Genomic DNA, 22,145 nt, shown 5'->3' on the forward strand with positions numbered 1-22,145 from the left:
TCCTCCTATCGCCTCATGTTGTTATTTTTTCTTTTTATTTACTTTTTTACCGTTGTAATGTTTATCCGCAAGCCCTGTTTTACGTCGATAGAACATTGCTATAACACTTCCTACAATAATCAAGACCGAAATAAGCATGGCAACTCTAATTGTCGTACCAAATAAATATAAACTGTCCGTACGCATTGCTTCAATAAAGTATCTTCCAATAGAGTACCAAATTAAATAGCTGAAGAAAATTTCTCCTCTACGTGGGTTCACTTTTCTTAAGTAAAGAAGGATAGCGATACCAATAAAGCTCCATACGGATTCATATAGGAACGTCGGATGATGCATGACACCATCTACACACATTTGATTCATAATGAAGTCCGGAACAAATCGCAAGAAATTATTATACGCTTCTTCGGACACCGGGCCACCATAAGCTTCTTGGTTCATAAAATTTCCCCAACGACCAATTGCTTGACCTAATAGTAAGCTAGGTGCCGCAATATCTGCTAATTGCCAGAATGAAATTTTACGAACTCGTGCATAAATCCATGCTGTTAAAACGGAACCAATAAGCGCACCGTGAATAGCGATGCCGCCTTCCCAAATGGCAAAAATGCCCCACCAAGGACCATCAGCATAACGATCCCACTCAAAGATGACATAATAAATTCTTGCAAAAATGATTGCTGCAGGAATCGCAAACACTAGTAAATCAACAAAAATATCTTTTTTAAGTCCTAATCGATCAGACTCTCTTGTTGCTAATAAGAGACCTAAAAAGGCACCTGTAGCAATAATTACTCCGTACCAATAAATTGGCCAATTTCCTATTTCGAGAAAGACCCTACTATAGGGCTGCGTCGTACACATCATAAACTCGTTCCCCCTCTTTATTTATGCCCTTGAAAAATTATTGATCGAATGGATCTGGATCACTTTCAATCATTTTCGTAAGCTTTTTAGAAAATTCTGCTGCTGTATTAATTCCCATGCGCTTTAAACGGAAGTTCATAGCAGCAACTTCAATAATAACAGCTAAGTTTCTTCCTGGGCGTACTGGTATTGTTGCCTTAGGCAAATCCACATCCATAATTTTCATCAATTCTTCATCTAAACCTAGTCGATCATATTGCTTATCTTTATCCCATAGTTCTAGATTAATAACTAATGAAATACGCTTGTAATTCCGAACGGCTCCTGCACCGAACAATGTCATGACATCAATAATACCCAATCCTCTTATTTCGAGTAAATGCTCGATTAAAGGTGGTGAATTCCCTATTAATGTGTCGAAGTCCTCTTGTCGAATTTCCACACTATCATCGGCCACGAGGCGATGTCCCCTTTTCACGAGTTCGAGTGCCGCTTCACTTTTACCGACACCACTTTGCCCAGTAATTAAGACACCTACCCCATAAATATCTACTAATACACCATGAATAGCGGTAAAAGGAGCAAATTTTGATTCTAAATAATTCGTAATCCGACTCATGACACTTGTCGTTTTATGAGGTGAACGCATAATCGGTACACCAGCGTTATTTGCAGCATCTATCACTTGCTGTGGAACTTCTAAACCACGTGTGATAATAATTCCAGGTGTTATGTCTGTACAAAGCTTTTCCATCCGATCCTGCTTCACATCATTCGCCAAATCATAAAAAAAGGATAGCTCTGTTTTCCCTAATAACTGAAGCCTTTCTTTCGGATAATGTTTAAAGTATCCGGCCATTTCCATTCCAGGCCTTGAAATATCACTTTTTATAATTTCACGATGAATGCCATCTTTCCCTGCAATTAGTTCCAATTCAAAACGTTCAATTATATCTTTTGTTCGTACTTTTGCCATATGTATAAGGACCTCCTAATCATTGGAAACTTGAATCATGGACATTCTATTTTCTTATCAATTCTTAGTTCGCACTTTCTAAAACATAACTGTTCCCTATTTTAGCACGTTTTAGAATTAATTTTACACTTTTACACTCCCAATTTGTATAGCTTGTCCTTTTTCTTGATTCCTTAAGCTCCATATCACTAGTGTAACCATATAGAAAAAGGATTCTCCACATATGATGACGTGTAGAGAATCCTTATAGGTAAGACATATTTCTACTTATTATTTGTCTCGGAATGTATCAACGACTAACTTTTGAAGTAGCAAGTTTAAAATAGATAAAATAACAGCTGCAAGAATTGCTGTTACAAATCCATCAATGACAAAAGCTTCTCCTATAATTGACTGCGTAATCATTAATGTTACTGCGTTGATAATGAATAAAAAGAGTCCGAGAGTAAGAAGCGTTATCGGTAATGTGAAAATAATCAAAATAGGTTTTACAATGACATTTAATATCGATAAGACAAAACTAGCTAACAAAGCTGTAACGAAATCCTCCACAAAAAAACTATCAATTAGCTCGGCTACAGCAATGATCGCTACTGCATTCACAACGATAGAAATTAACCAATTTTTTAGCATTACTATTCCTCCTTCTCCTATTCCTATTATTTACGAGATAGGTTTTACTTTTATACTACCAGTTTTTGTTTCTGCTTCAATAAAAAGTGTAGCATTCGCTTCTTTTTTCGTTTGAAAATGAAGCTGTTTTTTTAATACTTCACTATCAGAACGTATAATATAGTGCTCTGGCAAATCACAGTGAATGCTACCTATTGTCGTTTTGAGCTCTCCATCAATTGCTCGATGAGGAGGTAAGTTCAAGTCAATAGACCCTGTAGTAGTTTTAAAGAATCCTGTATGTCCTAATTCACCAAACCATTTACAATGGATACTCCCGTTTACCAGCTGTGCATCTAGTTTACCAAATTCTCCTTCTACTTGAATTGATCCTGTTAATGCCTCTACTTCACTATTCTTTACATTAACATCTACTAGACGAATATCGCTGTTAACAGCTTTTACTTCCCATTCATCTCCCTTCATTTTTTGAAGTTCGATGTCACCATTAGATGTTTTACAATTCAACGTATTTACGTAAAATCCTTTTAGGGAAATAGGACCATTGAAAAGACGGACCTTCCCTTCCTCATATGCTCTTCTCGGAACATAAAGGATCAAATCCGCTTTCATCTTTTTCGATTCTAGTTTTATTTTCAGATCTTTATTATCTAAATGCACTTCAAGCTGCTCCAACAACAGCTTTTTTGCTTGCTCAGCATCATTTACTTTATATACCTTTGCCTTACACTCTATACGGACATCCTCTTCATCCCATGCACGAACATCCACACTACCATTTTCTATTTCAAGTTGTAGCTGATTAAAAGTAGTAGCTTGGTAGAAAAACACATGAGAAACATCAATGGAAGGACCAAAGTTAAAGTCTAAATCTGCATTTTTAATTTTTTTCACCGTATTATTTAAAAAATCAAACACTTTCTTTTTCGTTGATTGCTTTTGTGGCTCCTCTTTTTCGAACTCTTCCCATTCTACATGTTCAGATAAAAAATTGGATTCCTCAACCTGCTCAAGCATTTTTTCTGCCTCTTCAACTGAAATGGCTCCACTTTCAAGCATTTTTAAAATACGCTTTCTCTCTTCACTCATTCCTGTTCCCCCTTGTCATTTCCTTCTTTTATATACGTTAAAAACTTACTAATCGTTTCACAATCATTGTCTCTTCCTTACACTAATAACCCTTTTTTACCGTCATAAAACTTTTAGTAAAATTCTCCCCATAAATGAACACAACTCTTTATATATGGTGAATTAACTATTATTATGTATTCTTTTTTAACTGAATCTTCTCCTTTAAATATAGAGGAAACCCTCTAAAATAAATGTTAATAAAAAAACGAACTTGGAGCCCCAAGTTCGTTTTTCTTTTATTCAAATTTCCAAGTGTAAAATTCTTCGTAATAGAATCTTTCCAATGCATCCTTGTTTTTTCCTAAGAACTCTGGACTTTGTTTGAATTTATTTAACATGCCTTCAAATTGAGAACGGTGAGATTCGATTGCTTTCATCTTTGTATCAAAAACATCTTGAACATCTCGAACGACATCGGGATTACCTAGCTTTTCGTATCTGTCATTCGTTATCGCCTGGGCCCACAAAACGGGTCTGTCTTCGGGATTCATTTTTCTAACTGCTTCTATCGCTGCAGCTCCCATTGCATCATGGTCAGGATGGACTGCTTCACCAGGATAGTGGGTAATAACGAGCGATGGTTTTATTTGTTCTAAATATGTTTTAATATGTTCGGCAATTTCATCACGTGATTCAAATTCTATCGTTTTATCCCGATAACCAAGCATTTCTACTTGAACGTCTAACACCGAACAGGCATCTAACAATTCCTGTTTACGAATTTCAGGTAGTGTTTCACGATTGGCAAAAAAAGGACTACCCATATTACGTCCCATTTCCCCTAGGGTTCCACATAAGTAGGTGACCGGGATACCTTCTTTACGAAACTGCGTAATTGTTCCAGAACATCCAAACGACTCATCATCAGGATGAGGATAGATGACAACTACATGCTTTTGCATGCTCATTCTCCTCTCTTTTCGTTAGTAACGGAACGGCTTGTCACTAATTTGTAGAGCAACCATTAATCTTCCTTGCGCATCATGACCGGCCAATAATAACTGTCCTTCATCATTTAGCTCCCAGTCTGATACACCTTCCGCATAAATCCAGCCCATTTCCATTTTCAAACCGATACGGTAAGTGCTCTCTGCACCAACAATCTTCGCTCTTGAAAAGGAAACTTTAGCATTTCGGATAAACGCTCCTACGTTATATGCGTTTTTATCAAAGTGCTTTGCATACGCACCGTTAGTCGTTTCCAAATGTACATAAACCTCTTTATTTGCAAAGCTATCTAAAGCTTGTTGCACTTCTTCCATTTGGATAGCTTTCATCTGCCAATCTCCTCTCACATAGAGTTACTTTATTTTACCTTACCGAATCGGCTTTATATCGTCAACGAAGTAGACCTAAGAGGAAACCTTTTCTTTAATCCGTTTTGTCATTCTTTCACGGTCTCGTTCTAAAACTGGTTTCAAATATTTCCCTGTATAGGAGCCTTCTTGCTCAGCCACTTCTTCTGGAGTTCCTGTAGCGACAATCGTCCCGCCACCTTCTCCACCTTCAGGACCCAAATCAATAAGGTAATCAGCTGTTTTAATGACATCTAAATTGTGCTCAATAATTAATACCGTATCGCCGTTTTCTACTAGACGTTGTAGTACAATCAGGAGTCGAGCAATATCATCTACATGCAAACCTGTTGTTGGCTCATCTAAAATGTACAAAGACTTACCTGTAGAGCGACGATGCAATTCACTGGCAAGCTTTACTCGCTGCGCCTCCCCACCAGACAACGTAGTGGCTGGCTGACCAAGCTTAATATAGCCTAAACCTACGTCAAAAATTGTTTGCAACTTACGCTTAATTTTAGGGATATTTTCGAAAAACGATAAAGCATCTTCAATACGCATATCTAATACATCTGCAATGTTTTTCCCTTTGTATTTAACGTCTAACGTTTCGCGGTTGTAACGTTTTCCATGACAAACTTCACAAGGAACATAAACATCAGGAAGAAAATGCATTTCAATTTTTATAATCCCATCTCCACGACAGGCCTCACAGCGACCACCTTTGACGTTAAAACTAAAACGCCCTTTTTTATAGCCTCTTATTTTCGCCTCATTCGTTTGGGCAAAAACATCACGAATATCATCAAACACACCAGTGTACGTAGCCGGGTTAGATCTAGGTGTTCGACCAATAGGTGATTGGTCGATATCAATTACTTTTTCTAATTGGTCAATACCTTTGATTTCTTTATGCTTCCCAGGTTTTGCTTTGCTTCGATTCAATTTTTGCGCAAGGGATTTATATAATATTTCGTTTATTAACGAGCTTTTCCCTGAACCAGAAACACCTGTAACGACTGTCATTATCCCTAAAGGAATGTCCACATTTACTTTCTTTAAGTTGTTTTCTTGTGCATCTATAATTTTTAAATATCGATGCAATCCAGTTCTTCTTTCCTTTGGTAGAGGAATAAATTTCTTTCCTGCTAAATATTGACCCGTTAAAGAGTTTTTGTTTTTCATCACTTCTTTCGGAGTACCACTAGCAACAATTTCCCCACCATGGGCACCTGCACCCGGTCCGATATCGATTAACCAGTCTGCTGCCATCATCGTATCTTCATCGTGCTCGACAACGACTAACGTATTATCTAAATCCCTCATCCGCTGCAACGTAGAAATTAAACGATCATTATCACGTTGGTGTAGTCCAATAGATGGCTCGTCTAATACGTATAACACCCCTGTTAAAGCAGCACCAATTTGAGTAGCAAGTCGAATACGCTGTGCTTCCCCACCTGATAAGGTTCCTGCAGAACGGGATAAAGTTAAATAATCAAGTCCAACATTAATAAGAAACGATAAACGATCTTCTATTTCCTTTAAAATCATTTTCGCGATTTGTTCTTCTTTTTCTGATAGCTGAATTTTTGTAAAGAAATCTCTCGCTTCTGTTACAGAAAACTCGGTAACATTCCCAATGTGGTGCTCATTAATAAGCACGGATAACGTTTCTTTTCTTAAACGATACCCCTTACAAGTAGGACAAGGTTTCTGGGCCATATATTTTTCCATTTGCTCACGGATATAATCGGAAGTCGTTTCCCGATAACGACGTGCGATGTTGGCATATACACCTTCAAAATAAATATAGTTACTTCTAACTTGACCACGTTCATTTTCATATTCAAAAAGAATCTTTTCTTTTCCACTACCTTGTAAAATTTTATCCATTTTTTCTTTCGCTATCAATTTAACCGGTACATCCATCGGAATATCAAAATGGTTACATACACTTTGTAATAGCTGGGGGTAATATTGAGAACTAATCGGCTCCCAAGGAACAATGGCTCCTTCACGTAATGTTAAATCCCAATCCGGAATAACGAGGTCAATATCTACTTCTAGTTTCGTCCCAAGACCATCACAGCTTTCACACGCTCCAAATGGACTGTTAAAAGAAAACATACGTGGCTCTAATTCATCAATTGAAAATCCACAAATAGGACAGGCATGCTTTTCACTAAAAAGAAGCTCCTCTTCCCCAATAACATCCACCATCACTTTGCCTTCACCGAGCTTTAAAGCCGTTTCTAGTGAATCACTAAGACGCGCAGCTACCCCATCTTTAACAATGATTCGGTCAATCACAACTTCAATCGAATGCTTTTTCGTTTTAGAAAGCTTAATATCCTCCGTAATTTCCATCATCTCTCCGTCGATGCGTAGACGAATGTACCCTTCTTTTTTCAGGTCTTCTAGTACTTTGACATGCTCACCTTTACGACCAGAAACGACAGGAGCTAAAATTTGTAGCTTCGTTCGTTCTGGATATTCCAAAATACGGTCCACCATCTGTTCTACCGTTTGGGAAGTAATTTCAATTCCATGCTCTGGACAGTACGGACGCCCAACACGTGCAAACAGCAAGCGTAAATAATCGTATATTTCAGTTACTGTACCAACGGTTGATCGTGGATTTCTACTTGTCGTCTTTTGGTCAATCGAAATCGCTGGGGAAAGACCTTCAATGGCATCCACATCTGGTTTATCCATTTGTCCTAAAAATTGTCTTGCATAAGCAGATAAGGACTCTACATATCTTCTTTGTCCTTCTGCGTATATCGTATCGAACGCCAAAGAAGACTTACCGGAGCCCGATAAGCCTGTCATGACGACCAGTTTATTTTTAGGGATTTCAACACTTACATTTTTTAAATTATGCGCACGTGCTCCTTGTACTTTAATTGACTTCATCGCCATCTATGATTCATCCTTCCGCTTTAAGTTCCAAAATGATATCCCTTAACTCAGCCGCACGTTCGAAGTTCAAATCCTTCGCAGCTTGCTTCATTTCTTTTTCCATTTCTTCTATCTTCTTTGCCTTTTGTGCTTTCGTTAATTTCGTAAGGGATTCTTTTTCAACATATTTTTCTTCATCTTCCGCTGCAACAGTTGCCCGAATCACATCTCGGACTTCTTTAATGATTGTTTGCGGGGTAATATCATGTTTTTCGTTATAAGCTATTTGCTTTTCACGTCTTCTATATGTTTCTTCAATTGCAATGTTCATCGAATCCGTCATCTTGTCCGCATACATAATTACTTGACCATTCTCGTTACGAGCAGCACGGCCAATTGTTTGGATCAAGGATCGCTGAGAACGCAAAAATCCTTCCTTATCCGCATCTAAAATCGCAACCAATGACACTTCTGGTATATCTAATCCTTCTCTTAACAAGTTAATACCAACAAGAACGTCATATTTTCCGATTCGCAGATCACGAATAATTTCAATACGTTCTAATGTTTTAATTTCCGAGTGCAAGTATGCAACTTTAAAACCGACATCCTTTAAGTATGCCGTTAAATCCTCCGACATTTTAATCGTTAACGTCGTTACTAACACTCTTTCATTTCGCTCTGTACGCTTCTTCACTTCCCCTATCAAATTATCAATTTGACCATGAATTGGCCTCACTTCAATTTGTGGGTCCAGTAAACCAGTTGGACGAATAATTTGTTCGACCATCTTAGGCGTATGTTCTATTTCATATGGTCCTGGTGTTGCAGAAACATAAATAGCTTGGTTCACATGCTTTTCGAACTCATCAAACTTTAATGGTCTATTATCTAAAGCTGACGGTAGTCGGAAGCCATGATCTACTAACGTCATTTTACGAGCTCTATCCCCATTATACATTCCTCTTACTTGAGGCAATGTCACGTGGGACTCATCGATAACTACTAAAAAGTCATCTGGAAAATAATCTAATAACGTATAAGGAGTTGATCCTTCTTCCCTTAATGTTAAATGTCTGGAATAGTTTTCAATCCCAGAGCAGAAGCCCATTTCTCTCATCATTTCTAAATCGTAGTTCGTGCGTTGCTCAAGACGCTGTGCTTCTAACAGCTTATTTTCAGCTCGCATTTTTTCGAGAGTTTCTGCGAGTTCTTTTTCAATTCGTTCAATCGCAACCTTCAACTTTTCCTCACGGGTTACGAAGTGGGATGCTGGGAAAATAGCGACATGCTCTCGATCACCAATGATTTCACCTGTTAGTGCATCAACCTCACGAATCCGATCAATTTCGTCTCCAAAAAATTCAATCCGTAAGCAATGCTCCTCACGAGAAGCAGGAATGATTTCAACAGAATCACCACGGACTCGGAAAGTACCACGTTGGAAATCAATATCATTACGGGAATACTGAATGTCCACCAAGTTACGTAATAGCTCGTCCCGGTCTTTTTCCATCCCCATTCGTAAAGAAAGAACTAATTCACGATATTCTTCCGGATTACCTAAACCGTATATGCAGGAGACGCTCGCAACAATAATAACGTCTCTTCGCTCAAATAAAGAAGAAGTTGCTGAGTGACGTAATTTATCTATTTCATCATTTATGCTCGCATCTTTTTCAATGTAGGTATCCGTTGAAGGTACATACGCTTCTGGTTGAAAGTAATCATAATAACTAACGAAATACTCCACTGCATTGTTAGGGAAAAAATCTTTAAATTCACTATATAACTGGCCAGCAAGAGTTTTATTATGGGCAATAACCAATGTTGGCTTGTTTACTTCCTTGATAACATTGGAAACAGTAAAGGTCTTCCCTGTACCTGTCGCACCTAGAAGTGTTTGATGTCGTTTGCCACTATTAATGCCCTTTACTAGCTCTTTTATTGCTTTTGGTTGATCCCCTTGAGGGCTATATTTTGATTGTAGTTCAAATTGATTCTCCACCCTTTGAACCTCCATTCGTCCGATTCACTAGTCTGTCCCTATTGTATCATACAAGCGAACAAACATTCTATTTTTTACTTCTCCATTTAACTCATTTTAACAAAATTGTTTTAACCCAAGCCCGCAGTTGACATACACTTCGCTTTCCGCGGGCTCGCGTTAAGCCTCCTCACTAGCAAAGAACGCTCTTTGCTGGGTCTTAACGTCTTCGCTGTCCCACAGGAGTCTACGTATATGTCAACTGCTTACAGCGTCCATCTGTAGCTAATTCTATACCTAAAAAACTAATATCTTTTGAAAAATAGACAAAATTTTCATCTAAACCATACCTCTACCTATAGGATATGTATTTCTCCTTCATATTGCAAAAAATCAGATGTGCCCTCTATATGAAAATAAAAATTCTCTAGTTAGCCATTATGCCCACTAGAGAATTTATCGATAACCAAGCTCATACAAAGCTTGTGCTATAACTTGATAGCCATATTTGTTTGGATGGTAGCCATCTATAGATAATAGTTGTTTTTTCTGTCCGTAGAATCGTTCATATATATTCGCAACCTTCACATAGTCAGTTTGCAGATGAGCAAGCTGATTATTGAAAGTATTCACGACCTGTTCTGCAATGGGGACTTTAACTGGATTATATAAATTTACTACTCTAACAATGTATGGTTTTCCTACTTTTTCTTTGATTACTTTTATTCGATTCAATATATCGGCAATATTTTTTGTCGTCGAAAAAAGTGCAGATCTTAACACATCGTAATTCTTGCTTTTAGTAAACACTTTCCACGCTCTTCGAAAATCATTTCCACCTAAAGTTAACGTTATAATATCTGCCTGTTCTATTTGCTGAATGACCGGGAGTGTTTCGATACTGTTTTTAAAGGCATAACTTGTAATCCCGTCCTTAGCAAATTTTTCACTCACAACTTGACGCTTTAAACTTTGCTCTGACCATTGTTGATAAAGTTGAACAAAATCCGCAGATGCTCGGGAGCCTCTCCCTATTGTTAATGAATCTCCTAATGCCAAATAAAATATAGGCCTTCTATTCATCAGCTTTCACCTCAGAATAGTATATGCCTTCCAGTTTCCTTCCGTTATCTATTTACTCTTCTAGTTTTTATTCTTAACAAAATCTAATAAACGTCGCACCAGTTGCGCTCTGTTTTTCACTTCTGCTTTTTTTAATAAACTACTCACATGCTTTTTAATCGTTATTTGACTAACTGATAGCTTTTCAGCTATTTCCGCATTTTTATAACCTTCCATAATGAGCTCGGCTACTTCAAATTCTCTCGGTGAAAATGGAAAAGCCTTTTTCGGTAGCTCCAGTCTCATTTTATTTTGTAGTTTATAAGCAAGGTGATCCAAATACCCTACTAATCGGGGTCCTCTTACATCTAATAGGTAAGTCGGTGAAGGTGTATTAGGCCCGTAATCAAAATGGGTAGAGCCTTTTACTCGTTCAAATCCGAACCTTTTCAGTAACTCTTGGTACATCTTAAGTGGGGTGGAACAAATAATCACTCCCCCTGATAAGAGTAATGGTAGTAGACTAAATAACATATAAGATCTTGTACTTGTCTCTTCTGGATTTTTGACATCTATCATCCGAATAAACCAGCCAGCTTTATTTTTGCCTTCCACACTATAATCTACTAATTCCTCTTCATTTAACCGAGTAAAATAACTTCTAGATACAGGCATTTCCTTTAAATAAGGAATTGTTTCCTTATTTATCGGGATGATAATCGATAAACCAATTATCTCCCCGCTGTCATCCTTTAATAGTTTGAAAATATCATAGCCTAGCGCTTTTAATGCCTTTACATCTATAAGCTCGTTTTCCTTTTTATTATGTACAGCAGATACTTGAAAAGCGTATTTCTCTTCGTCCTGCTTATGATAGTACTCTACCTCATATTCACTGACATGTTGTTTACGAGTTTCAAAGTAACGTTCCACTTTATGAAAATTCCTTGAATGCCCAGTTTCCATTTCATAGCTTTTGAGAGAGTATTGATCAAAAAATGATGCCGCAATCATGTTATCTCCAATATGATATATATATTCCGATATGTATAACTCTAAGTAGTTTGGGTGAGGGTCAGAAAAAATTTTGTGGCGATAGTAAGAGGCAGCTCGTTTGGAAATATCCTCGTATCGTTTAGGATTTCTTTCTCTAGCATATAAGTTCATAATAGTCCGCACAAATTCATCTAAATACCAGCCATTTTTCCCTTGCTTTACGAAAGAGAGCGAAATAACACGGTCAAATATTGGAGAAGGTATTTCACGTTCCCCGATATTAGCTACATTTTCTTCATTAAAATAATGCAAAACAGAAGCAATTTCCATACATTTACGTATCTGATCATCGTGTACATATTCACTGAAAAAAGTATCTACTAATTCTTGTATTACATCAAATTGTTCTTTTATATCGAATGACTGTTGTTGATGATCAAGCTTTGAGCATAGGAGAGAGAGCGCCAAAGGATGCCCTTTTGTAAAATTCCAAAGCTTGTAAATAAGAGAATGATGAATACCATGTTGCTCTAAATATAATTTTACATCATAATAAGTGAATTTCTTAATTTCTTGTCGTTTCATTTTCTTTTGTAACGATGGAGAAGCCGTCCATATTCTTCGGAGTGGCTTACGTCCAACAAAAATAAGGTATACATGGTCTGGAATTTCAATGAAAACGCGTTCCCGAATCCATGCTTCTATGTGGCTATTATCATCCATATGATCAAATGCAATGACAACAGGTTGAGCATATTCAGCGTCAAAATTTTGTTGGGTGTTTTCTATTATTTTTTCTACTAAAGAGGAGTGAATGAAGGTAGAGTCTTCTGCAAACCTTTTACAATCAACATAAAAGAATTTCCCTTTTTGATTAGTCAGTGTGTAATTGATTTTTTGGAGAAAGAACGTTTTGCCAGTACCTGCTAGACCATACAAATTGATAATCCGTGTAGGACTAGGATCTCCATATAAAATGCTATTCACAAATTGCAGTTCTTTGTTTCTCCCGATAAAAAAATGGAGATCATCATAATTACCGTTATTTGCTAGAAATAAACCATGTTGATTTTCTCCTTTATTCATCATAGAGAACCATCCACCTTTTGAAAAATTGGTTTTCATTATAACATGGATAGTATTTCAGAATGACAAAAGCGACAAAATCTTACATTTTTTTCTTTCCCGAATGAATGATTGCATTCAACTTTTACTAAAGGACAAAACAAAAAGCCTGTTGAGTTAATTCAACAAGCTTCGATTTATTCCTTATTCAGTTGGAACATATACTTGGAGAGTAGCTAATTGTTTTCCATCCTCATAATCTGGTGACAAGGTTATATTATAGCCACTAGCTTCATCACCTTTGGATACATACATCATGTAGGCTGAGTTTGATACAATTTCCTGATCTATTGTAAAACCATTACTGTTCGCATAGTCTTTATACTTTGTGAAAAGCTCTTCAATATTCTGTTGAAATTCATATTGAACGGTGTACATTTTTGCTCCTTCTTCATTATTCGTAATAGTAGTCGCGGTTAAAAGGACACCGTCATTAGGAACTGGAAAATCTGCTGGAAATCCATCAGGTAAGGAAACATTTGCACCACCCTGGGTAGTCATTTCTGATTTCCCATCACTAAATGTTGCTGAATCCCCATCTGATGTAATCGAGACATCCTCTCCATTGCTTCCCTCCATATTTACACTTATATTTCCATCCCCTGCGTCTTCTAAATTAATCTTCGTTTCTTCCCCATTTTCACCCTTTAAAGTAATCGACTTTTCTCCACACCCCACCAGTATAAAACCTATTGAAAGGCATAGAAAAAGAATAATAACGTTCTTTTTCATAGCAAACGATCCCTTCCATTTTTTCCATAACCTTACCATGAATAAGCTGGAGGGATAAATTATACTTTCGTATAGTTTTTTTATGAAAAGTTGCTTGCTTACCGTTCCTATAACGTTCAACATTAATTTTATCGCGAAAAAATTTTTTCAACATGAAAAAAGCTTGCCAATTGACAAGCTTTTGCAGTCCTTAATTAATTTCAGTCGGAAGATCTTGATAAAGTCTAAACCTAGGCTTTTCTTTTACGAATACTAAGCCTAATTCATAGTGGTCCCCTTGATACAAAGGACCTTGAACAAATCTTAATTCTCCCTCAATCGTCCTAACTTCAAGTTTACAGAAGGTTCGATTTTCCTGTAATGCATCGTAAAACTCCTGTTCATTCGTAACAGGATGCTGATGAACTTTTTCAATTCGTTCCCCTACGCGAAGTCCCATTTTTGCGGCAGGCGTATTCGGAATAACCGATAATATAATTAAACTATCACCAGGAGGCTTAAAAAGTCCTGGTTTTTCTAAGTCGATAAAACGTAGATAAAGCTGAATGGCAGCACGTCCAACAATTAAGATAATGGCACCAACAATGGAAAGGATTGGATAGTAAAAGCTTCCTGCAATCAGAAGTCCAAGTATCATACTAAGGCCAATTAAACTTGTCCCTAGCTTCTTCGCACCCTCATTCACAAACATACCGTGAAACGCCTGTTGAATACCAATCAGGAATGGCACGAGCATTAAACTATAGCCATTGTCTCCTAATGGAAATAAAGGCCACCAAGGCGCAAAGGATTCAATAGAGCCTGTCGGAATAGGAATAAGAAGTGGAATAACGGTTAGTCGTTTAACAACATGGTTCCCGATATACTTTCCCCTTTTTCCCTTAATTAGTTTAGGAAAGCCATCTTCCTTTTTAGTTGTAAAACATAAAATAGCTTCAATTACCAAAAAAGCAACAGCAATCAATAACAATACGGTTAAATTCCCTTGTCCCCATTCCACCATCAAATAATCAGGTATAAAGGGTACGTTTATTTGGTGAATAATCGATAGAAATAAAATCGTTAAACCAATATAATAGCCAGAAGATAATAAATGAAGTCTCCCGGATATTGTTAATAAAATAGTTAGAGCAGAAATAACAAGAATGACAGAAGGGAATAAAACTGCTCCAAGCCCAATGATGGCAACCGATAGAAGGAGAAAAGAAAACAAGCTAATGAGCCACGTTTTTTTCCATTCTGAACCGCTGGAAAAAATACTCGTCCCAAAATCAACCCGTTCTCTTTTTCTTCTAATATAAGAAGTAAGAATAGTTAAAAGTATTGTCCAGTATAATAACGGTTGTAAAAAGACCATTACAAACGCTTTTCCTAATTCTATTCCCCAAGCTTCTATCATGCTGTACCCTCCGTTTTTAAAACTTATCATTAGCCTATGGCTTGTTCTAACTATGTAAATATAGCAATAATAAACGTAAATGAAATTTATCTAATTACTATTAATTTCTACATATAAATGTTCATTCCTGCTTTTATCATATGAAAGATGTCGATTCTTCCTTACACAGAAAAAACCCGCGGCAATCCGCGGATTTTTTTAATACAAGATTTCTAATGCTTTTTTCATTTGCAAATCATTCTCTTCATCCCGTGCAGCTTCTAGGACTTGTTGTTGAAGCTTTTCAGCAGTTAGCTTATCGATTTCACCTGTAACGGTTAATCCATTTTCTTGTTGGAATGCTTTCACTGCTTCTTCGGTCTCTTTACTGAAGTATCCATCTGTTCGCCCTGTCTTGTACCCAATACCTTGGAGCATAATTTGAGCATTTGAAATTTGATCTTCAGCCATATTATATTTTAGCGGTTCCTCTACATTGATTGGAGTCGTGTAGAAGAAGTCCGGCTGTTTCGCCTCTACTGTCGGTGCAACCCCTTTTTCATCAATCCATTCCCCACTTGGAGTTAACCATTTATAAATCGTGATCTTGATGTTACTGCCATCATTCATCGGAATCGTCTTTTGAACCGTTCCTTTACCATAAGACTGCTCACCAATTACATCATACCCTGCTTCTTTCATAGCTGCAGCTAAAATTTCTGATGCGGAGGCACTACCGTTATTCGTTAACACTGCGATAGGATAGTCTTTCTTCTCTTTCGTTCCAGAAAAATAACGAATCTTTTCCCCATTTTTTTGTTCAATTAATACGTATGGTTGATCCTCGGGGATAAAGTTCTCTAATATTTCCTCAACGGATGTAAATAGTCCACCAGGATTTCCACGTACATCAATGATCAGTCCTTCAATATTATCAGCTTCTAGCTCTTGTAAAGCTTTATTGAAATCAGCAGCCGTGTCTTGAGAGAAGGAGGTAATTTGAATAACCCCAGTCTTCTTACCATCTACAGTTTTCGTGGAGGAATAGATCGTTTCAAGTGGAATATCATCCCTTACGACTTCTACAATCATCGTCTCCGACACACCAGGTCTTCGAATTTCCAAATCAACAACAGATCCTTTTTCGCCCCTGATTTTCGCTACAGCTTCATAAAGATCTAAACCTTCTAAGCTCTCTCCATCTACACTAAGAATTTGGTCTTTCGGCTTCAAACCAGCTTCCTCTGCTGGAGATCCTTTAATTGGAGCAACGATTGTGACAACGCCTTCCTCCATATTTACCTCAGCACCAATACCTTCAAAGGAAGATTCAATACTGTCATTAAATTGCTCAACTGTTTCTAAATCCATGTACACACTATGTGGATCATCTAACGAATTTAACATTCCTTGAATAGCACCTTCAATTAACTGTTGTTGATCCACGTCTTCCAGGTAATTTTCTTGAATAATCGTATAAGCTTGTTGAATTTTACTAAATTCGTTCTTGCCGAGAGTTGCTTCTAGTAAGGCTTTCTTTTCTTCATCTGTTGTTACAATAGGTTCTTTTGCTGTATCATCTTGTTTAACCTCATCCTCAGCTAATATTTCTATGCCGGCATAGGTTAAAATTGCACCAAAAACCATGGCAAGAAATAACAGGATGACAAGATAACTATTTTTCATCTTCATGTTTTCACCTCATTCACTACTCTTGCTAAACTGATGTATCTTTCTGTGCCAGTGACGCTATAACAAATTCATTTTGTTTTCTCATCATTGATTAAAAGCTGTTTTTTTAAGATTGTACTATTTTTCTGAAACTACGACGTAACTATAACTTTTAATTTTGGTGAGTGCTATACGACCGCTTCGGCAGAATACTTCGCTGAGAGTGATTTTCTGATTCAAGAATAGTGATTATCAATAAAGCCATCGTAAGAAAATTTATCACTTAGGCTATATTTCAACTATTTTCTGCTCCAATCACTAGTACTAATGAATTTAAATAAGTTAGTAGTACATGTTTAGCGAAGGAAATACACGTAGACTCCTGCGGGAAAGCGAAGACGTTGAGACCCCACAGCGAGCGTTCTGTGCGAGTGAGGAGGCTCAGCGCGAGCCCTAAGGTGCGCGTAGTGTATTTCCGTAGCGGCTGGCATTTAGACACATTAAGTTACGTCCTATTTTTTATCGACTACCACCAAAATAACAAAAAACTCTAAGAAAAGAGCCTAAATAAAACATCTTCCACAAGAAAGTACCAGCTATAAGTGTACACGAAACCGATAGGGAATCATAATACAAACTTCTTTATTAGCTATAGCTGTCATTACCTAAGATGAGAAACTATGTATTTCATTAGGTAAAAAGGCATCACACGATAGTAGTGAGATGCCTTTTATATTACTATATGTTTTAGCTTGAGTAAACATGTCCGATTAGAAGTTGATGTACCTTCTTGGATCAACAGAATTAGATTTCGCATAGTTCCATGACCCTACATGAATCTCAAAATGCAAATGGGGACCAGTGGAATCACCAGTGTTACCCATATAACCTAATGCTTGTCCCTTTTGTACATGCTGACCATTAGATACGAATCGGTTAGACATATGTGCATATACCGTCGTATATTGTTGACCATCAATGTAATGCGTTAAATAAACGACATTCCCATAAGAAGCAGAGTATTCAGAAATAAACACGATACCTTCTGCCGACGCTACGATAGGAACATCACCCGTTCTACCGTTTTTCCCAATATCAACGCCTGGATGCAAAGTTCCCCATCTTGGACCATAGCCAGATGTCACTGAACCAGTAGCTGGTCTCATGAACATTCCGTTAGTTATGGCTGGCGCATTGTTTGTTGGTTTCGGAGTCGTTAATGCTTTTAAATCCGATTGTTTTTGTTTAAGTAATTTAGCAAAAGCTGCTTCCTGATTACTTAAAATCTTTTGTTGTTCTTGAAGAGTCAATTTATGTTGATGTAATTTTTCCTCTTCTGCTTCTAACTGTGCCATTAAAGTAGACTTCTGACTACGCTGGTTACCTAAATCTGCTTTTAATGATTCAAGAGATGCTTTTTGGGCAACTAGCTCTTCCTTTTTCTTTTCCACTTCAATCTTATCATCTTCCAGCTGCTGCTTTTCCGTCTTCTGCTTGTCCATAATGGTTTTGTCTTGGTCCATTATTTTATTTACAGCAGAAGTACGGTCTAAGAAGTCACCGAAGTCTTTTGCTCCAAGAATTACTTCTAAGTAGCTAATATTGCCACCATTACGTTGCAACGTTTTTAAACGATTTTTTAACAGTTCATCTCTTTCCGCAATTCGTTGCTCTAAATCAGTAATGTTATCTAAAAGTCTAGTGATCTCTTTTTCAGTCTGAGTGAGCTCCTCTTGCTTCACACGGATACTTTCTTCCGTTTGTGTTACTTTCATATCAATTTCTCTAATTTGTGCATTAATACGTTCTTGCTCAGCTTGGTTCGCAGCAATTTCTTGCTCTGTTTCCGTTTGTTGGCCCTTCACATCTTCCTTTTGACCAGATACTTGATCCTGTTGTTCTTTTAAGTTATTAATCTCTTCACGCAATTCACTTGCTGACTTCGTTGCATACGTTATCGTACTATCCGAAAATGTCAGTGTAACTAAAACAAGTATAAAAGCGGTTAATAGTGATACATTTTTCTTATTCACTCGGATGACTCCTCCCCTTGAATCAGTAAAAATCTATTTATCTATTAAACCTTTAAAAACTTACGGACACTCATGACGCTTCCCCATATACCGATAAAAGCACCAATTACTAATAACAATAAGGCTAATTGCCATGCAAATGGATTAAATGGGAGCAGCTCGATAAACGATAGGGTTATTCTCCCTTGAAGATTATAATACAAGTAGTGGTAGCCAAAAAGGACAACTGCTATCGGAATGAGCGATCCTAATATTCCCATTAACAAACCTTCTACGAAAAATGGCCAACGAATAAATCCATTAGTAGCCCCTACTAATTTCATAATTCCTATTTCTTTACTTCTTGCCATAATCGTTATTTTAATCGTATTGGAAATGAGGAAGGCTGCTGTCAGAACAAGTGCAATGACTAAACCTAACCCAATATATCGAGAGTACTCGTTAAATTTAAATAATTTCTGTATAACATCTTCTGCATATTCGACATGTTCTACATTTTGAAAGCCTTCAATTGTCTTTGCCACATCGAACGTATCAAGTGGATCCTCTGTCTTCACGACAAATGCATGGTTTAGTGGATTGTCTTGTTGAACGAGGTCCCAAGCAGCTCCATCATCACCCATACTTTCCATCAGTTCTCTTAATTCGTCATCCTTCGAGGAGAACTGTATATACGATACTTCTTGAATGGTGTTAATTTGGGTTTCTAATCGATCAATAGCAGCTTGATCTGCACCTAAATCTATTAAGATTTTAATTTGAACGTCTTGTTCAATATTGTCTGCCATTTTATTTAAATTCAGCATTAATGCTAGAAAAACACCAACAAGTATTAACGTTGTTGTCACAGAGCCAACAGATGCAACTGTCATCCAACCGTTACGAAGAATATTTTTACTACCTTCTCTAAGGTGACGTCTTACTGTTCTAAGCTTCATAACCGTAGTCACCTCGCTGCTCATCACGGACAACTCGTCCATGCTCAATTGCTATTACTCGCTTTTTCATCGTATTAACAATGTCTTTACTGTGCGTTGCCATAATAATTGTCGTTCCTCTTGCATTAATCTCTTCAAATATCTTCATAATTTCCCATGATGTTTCAGGGTCTAAGTTTCCAGTAGGCTCATCAGCAATCATTAACTTCGGATTGTTCACAATTGCTCTAGCAATCGATACACGTTGTTGCTCTCCACCAGAAAGTTCATCCGGTTTAAAACGAGCTTTGTTTTTTAACTTCACCATATCTAGTACATCCATTACTCTTCGGCGAATTTTTTTAGGTGACTCTTCAATTACCTCTAAAGCAAAAGCTACATTTTCGTAAATTGTATATTTGGAGAGTAGTTTAAAATCCTGGAATACAACTCCTATATTTCTGCGCAAATGTGGAACTTGTCTATTTTTTATTTTCCCGATATCGTGTCCATTAATGAATACAGACCCACCTGAAGGTTTAACTTCTCTGTACATCATTTTAATAAAAGTTGATTTTCCAGCACCACTTGGCCCAACTACATACACAAATTCACCTTGATCGATGCTGATGTCGATCCCATGAAGAGCCGTAACACCGTTAGAGTAAGTTTTTTGTACTCCCTTCATTTCTATCATTCTATCAACCACCTATGCTTTCCTAGTTGTATTTTTGTACGTAGATGTCTATTGTATTATTTGTCGATATGTACGTGTGTTAACCGATGACCAACACGCTAAAATCGACATTGTTCTTTAATTTGTGTTGTATTTTAAATATATAAATTATTTTATCAGATATTGTAAAAAAGTTGGTCTTTTTTATTATATCATCATTTGACATTTTTTTTAGACTGAAAATTATTACAGTTGTATTTCAAGGTGAGGGACAAAAGACTTAGAAGGTAAAAAAGTGGGCTAAATATGGCAAAATAAAAAACCTGATATTAGAATATCCAACATCAGGTTAGAAGAAAAAACAATTATTTTTTTGTAGCCAACCATGCAGCAACTGTATTGGCATCTTCATCACTTATGTTAATTCCTTGCATGCCACCAATACCATTATGAATTATATCTACTAGCTGTTCTTGGTTGTATTTGGCACCAATTTCACGAAGATCTTTACCAGCTCCTCCGGAAAGATCTGCACCGTGACACATGGAGCAATTGTTTTGATAAATCTTTTCTGCTGCAGCCGTGTCTACTGCACCAGTGTCACCACCAGCATTTTCATCATCAGCTGGCTGTTCAGTACCTGTATCATTGTTACCAGTATCTGTGTCTTCACCAGCGTTGTCATCCCCACCACAAGCTGCAAGCACTAGAGCAGAACCAAAAAGTAAGGCTAATAATTTCATTTTCATCCTTACAAAATCCCCTTTTACATAGTATTTGCGTAGGTAGCTACTACACATCAAGCTTATTATATCCTACTTATTTCTTTTTAAAACCCTCACCTAATACCTCTGCAGCAGCCATTGCTATCACAAATGCCTTAGAATCAACTTTATTCACAGTTTTTGTCAATTTAGTGAATTCTTTCTGGTCCACCACACACATAATAATATTACGTGATTCCCTCGTGTACCCACCTTCTCCATTTAAAATGGTCACACCACGGTCTACCTCATCAAAAATAGCTTTTCGCATACTTTCTACGCAATCTGTAATAATCATGACGTTTTTAGACGTATTAAAACCTACTTGTATAATATCAATTGTTCGACTCGTAACAAACAATCCAATTAATGCATAAAGTGCCTGTTCCACACTAAAGACAAATGCAGATGTAAAAACAATCATGCCATCAATAATCGCAATACAGAGACCTAATGAAATACCTGAAAATTTATGCAATATTTGTGCTGCTACATCGATTCCACCTGTGGAAGCACGACCTTTGAAAACAATACCTAAACCCGTACCAACACCAATACCACCAAAAATCGAAGCAAGAAGCGCATTGTTCGTCGCAGGATCAAAATCTTTTGTTAAGTATACGAAAAATGGCAAAGCCAATGTACCAATAAATGATTTCAGACCGAAATTTACTCCTAATATTAAAACACCCGAAATAAAGAGAGGAACATTAAGAAATCCTTGCACGAATGCTGGCTCCCATCCAAATACCTCATCCGTAATCGTACTAATACCCGCTACCCCACCGGATGCAATGTCATTCGGTAATAAAAACAGGTTAAATGCAAATGCTATAAAAAATGCTCCTACTATGACGAAAAAATAATCAATAATAAGTTGCGTTTTATCCGATAAAGGTTGTCGTCTGCCGTTTTTTGTCATGTCAATTGCACCTCTTTGTTTTAGAAATAACCTATCAACCAATTATTATGCCGTTATGGAATATAACACACATATT

At 37.1% G+C, this 22,145-nt stretch carries 18 protein-coding genes; all 18 read right to left on the bottom strand.

Annotation, left to right across the window (positions count from 1 at the left end; genetic code table 11):
- Positions 1–21: 21 nt before the first annotated feature.
- Positions 22–867 (bottom strand): prolipoprotein diacylglyceryl transferase, encoded by an 846-nt coding sequence (gene lgt, locus HNQ94_RS10020; protein ID WP_174496056.1) that lies wholly within the window; start codon positions 865–867, stop codon positions 22–24.
- Positions 868–904: 37 nt separating this feature from the next.
- Entirely contained in the window at positions 905–1,843 is a 939-nt protein-coding gene (gene hprK / locus HNQ94_RS10025; RefSeq protein WP_174496055.1) for an HPr(Ser) kinase/phosphatase, read from the bottom strand.
- Between the two features lie 270 nt (positions 1,844–2,113).
- Positions 2,114–2,476 (bottom strand): phage holin family protein, encoded by a 363-nt coding sequence (locus tag HNQ94_RS10030; RefSeq protein ID WP_174496054.1) that lies wholly within the window; start codon positions 2,474–2,476, stop codon positions 2,114–2,116.
- A gap of 30 nt (positions 2,477–2,506) precedes the next feature.
- Positions 2,507–3,565, bottom strand: coding sequence for a DUF4097 family beta strand repeat-containing protein (locus HNQ94_RS10035; protein WP_174496053.1), 1,059 nt, complete (start codon positions 3,563–3,565; stop codon positions 2,507–2,509).
- A 278-nt stretch (positions 3,566–3,843) separates the two neighbouring features.
- Positions 3,844–4,509, bottom strand: coding sequence for a bacillithiol biosynthesis deacetylase BshB2 (bshB2, locus tag HNQ94_RS10040; protein WP_174496052.1), 666 nt, complete (start codon positions 4,507–4,509; stop codon positions 3,844–3,846).
- 21 nt (positions 4,510–4,530) lie between these two features.
- A complete protein-coding gene (locus HNQ94_RS10045; RefSeq protein WP_174496051.1) occupies positions 4,531–4,884 on the bottom strand; it encodes a YojF family protein in 354 nt (117 codons plus the stop codon).
- 75 nt (positions 4,885–4,959) lie between these two features.
- Complete coding sequence (gene uvrA, locus HNQ94_RS10050) at positions 4,960–7,827, bottom strand: excinuclease ABC subunit UvrA (protein WP_174496050.1); 2,868 nt, start codon at positions 7,825–7,827, stop codon at positions 4,960–4,962.
- A 7-nt stretch (positions 7,828–7,834) separates the two neighbouring features.
- A complete protein-coding gene (gene uvrB / locus HNQ94_RS10055; protein ID WP_174496049.1) occupies positions 7,835–9,814 on the bottom strand; it encodes an excinuclease ABC subunit UvrB in 1,980 nt (659 codons plus the stop codon).
- A 435-nt stretch (positions 9,815–10,249) separates the two neighbouring features.
- Entirely contained in the window at positions 10,250–10,876 is a 627-nt protein-coding gene (locus HNQ94_RS10060) for a GDSL-type esterase/lipase family protein (protein ID WP_174496048.1), read from the bottom strand.
- Between the two features lie 60 nt (positions 10,877–10,936).
- Positions 10,937–12,940, bottom strand: coding sequence for a LuxR C-terminal-related transcriptional regulator (locus tag HNQ94_RS10065; RefSeq protein ID WP_174496047.1), 2,004 nt, complete (start codon positions 12,938–12,940; stop codon positions 10,937–10,939).
- A 180-nt stretch (positions 12,941–13,120) separates the two neighbouring features.
- Positions 13,121–13,708, bottom strand: coding sequence for a hypothetical protein (locus tag HNQ94_RS10070; protein ID WP_174496046.1), 588 nt, complete (start codon positions 13,706–13,708; stop codon positions 13,121–13,123).
- 190 nt (positions 13,709–13,898) lie between these two features.
- A complete protein-coding gene (locus HNQ94_RS10075; protein ID WP_174496045.1) occupies positions 13,899–15,107 on the bottom strand; it encodes a PDZ domain-containing protein in 1,209 nt (402 codons plus the stop codon).
- 198 nt (positions 15,108–15,305) lie between these two features.
- Positions 15,306–16,772, bottom strand: a complete 1,467-nt coding sequence (locus HNQ94_RS10080) for a S41 family peptidase (RefSeq protein ID WP_174496206.1) — start codon at positions 16,770–16,772, stop codon at positions 15,306–15,308.
- Between the two features lie 755 nt (positions 16,773–17,527).
- Positions 17,528–18,790 carry a murein hydrolase activator EnvC family protein gene (locus HNQ94_RS19745; protein ID WP_174496044.1) on the bottom strand — a complete coding sequence of 421 codons (1,263 nt, stop codon included), beginning with the start codon at positions 18,788–18,790 and terminating at the stop codon, positions 17,528–17,530.
- Positions 18,791–18,834: 44 nt separating this feature from the next.
- Positions 18,835–19,728 carry a permease-like cell division protein FtsX gene (gene ftsX / locus HNQ94_RS10090; protein ID WP_174496043.1) on the bottom strand — a complete coding sequence of 298 codons (894 nt, stop codon included), beginning with the start codon at positions 19,726–19,728 and terminating at the stop codon, positions 18,835–18,837.
- Entirely contained in the window at positions 19,718–20,404 is a 687-nt protein-coding gene (gene ftsE / locus HNQ94_RS10095) for a cell division ATP-binding protein FtsE (protein ID WP_174496042.1), read from the bottom strand. Before ftsE ends, ftsX begins: the two co-directional genes overlap by 11 nt.
- A gap of 344 nt (positions 20,405–20,748) precedes the next feature.
- Positions 20,749–21,132 (bottom strand): c-type cytochrome, encoded by a 384-nt coding sequence (locus tag HNQ94_RS10100; RefSeq protein WP_246199980.1) that lies wholly within the window; start codon positions 21,130–21,132, stop codon positions 20,749–20,751.
- A 70-nt stretch (positions 21,133–21,202) separates the two neighbouring features.
- Positions 21,203–22,069 (bottom strand): YitT family protein, encoded by an 867-nt coding sequence (locus tag HNQ94_RS10105; RefSeq protein WP_174496041.1) that lies wholly within the window; start codon positions 22,067–22,069, stop codon positions 21,203–21,205.
- Positions 22,070–22,145: the final 76 nt, after the last annotated feature.

It is taken from the genome of Salirhabdus euzebyi (genome assembly GCF_014207435.1).
GTDB classification, from domain to species: domain Bacteria; phylum Bacillota; class Bacilli; order Bacillales; family Alkalibacillaceae; genus Salirhabdus; species Salirhabdus euzebyi.

Excerpts from the sequence above, each read along its gene's own strand:
- lgt (WP_174496056.1), bottom strand. The coding sequence starts at position 867 with ATGATGTGTACGACGCAGCCCTATAGTAGGGTCTTTCTCGAAATAGGA.
- hprK (WP_174496055.1), bottom strand. The coding sequence starts at position 1,843 with ATGGCAAAAGTACGAACAAAAGATATAATTGAACGTTTTGAATTGGAA.
- HNQ94_RS10030 (WP_174496054.1), bottom strand. The coding sequence starts at position 2,476 with ATGCTAAAAAATTGGTTAATTTCTATCGTTGTGAATGCAGTAGCGATC.
- HNQ94_RS10035 (WP_174496053.1), bottom strand. The coding sequence starts at position 3,565 with ATGAGTGAAGAGAGAAAGCGTATTTTAAAAATGCTTGAAAGTGGAGCC.
- bshB2 (WP_174496052.1), bottom strand. The coding sequence starts at position 4,509 with ATGCAAAAGCATGTAGTTGTCATCTATCCTCATCCTGATGATGAGTCG.
- HNQ94_RS10045 (WP_174496051.1), bottom strand. The coding sequence starts at position 4,884 with ATGAAAGCTATCCAAATGGAAGAAGTGCAACAAGCTTTAGATAGCTTT.
- uvrA (WP_174496050.1), bottom strand. The coding sequence starts at position 7,827 with ATGGCGATGAAGTCAATTAAAGTACAAGGAGCACGTGCGCATAATTTA.
- HNQ94_RS10060 (WP_174496048.1), bottom strand. The coding sequence starts at position 10,876 with ATGAATAGAAGGCCTATATTTTATTTGGCATTAGGAGATTCATTAACA.
- HNQ94_RS10065 (WP_174496047.1), bottom strand. The coding sequence starts at position 12,940 with ATGATGAATAAAGGAGAAAATCAACATGGTTTATTTCTAGCAAATAAC.
- HNQ94_RS10070 (WP_174496046.1), bottom strand. The coding sequence starts at position 13,708 with ATGAAAAAGAACGTTATTATTCTTTTTCTATGCCTTTCAATAGGTTTT.
- HNQ94_RS10075 (WP_174496045.1), bottom strand. The coding sequence starts at position 15,107 with ATGATAGAAGCTTGGGGAATAGAATTAGGAAAAGCGTTTGTAATGGTC.
- HNQ94_RS10080 (WP_174496206.1), bottom strand. The coding sequence starts at position 16,772 with ATGAAAAATAGTTATCTTGTCATCCTGTTATTTCTTGCCATGGTTTTT.
- ftsX (WP_174496043.1), bottom strand. The coding sequence starts at position 19,728 with ATGAAGCTTAGAACAGTAAGACGTCACCTTAGAGAAGGTAGTAAAAAT.
- ftsE (WP_174496042.1), bottom strand. The coding sequence starts at position 20,404 with ATGATAGAAATGAAGGGAGTACAAAAAACTTACTCTAACGGTGTTACG.
- HNQ94_RS10100 (WP_246199980.1), bottom strand. The coding sequence starts at position 21,132 with ATGAAAATGAAATTATTAGCCTTACTTTTTGGTTCTGCTCTAGTGCTT.
- HNQ94_RS10105 (WP_174496041.1), bottom strand. The coding sequence starts at position 22,069 with ATGACAAAAAACGGCAGACGACAACCTTTATCGGATAAAACGCAACTT.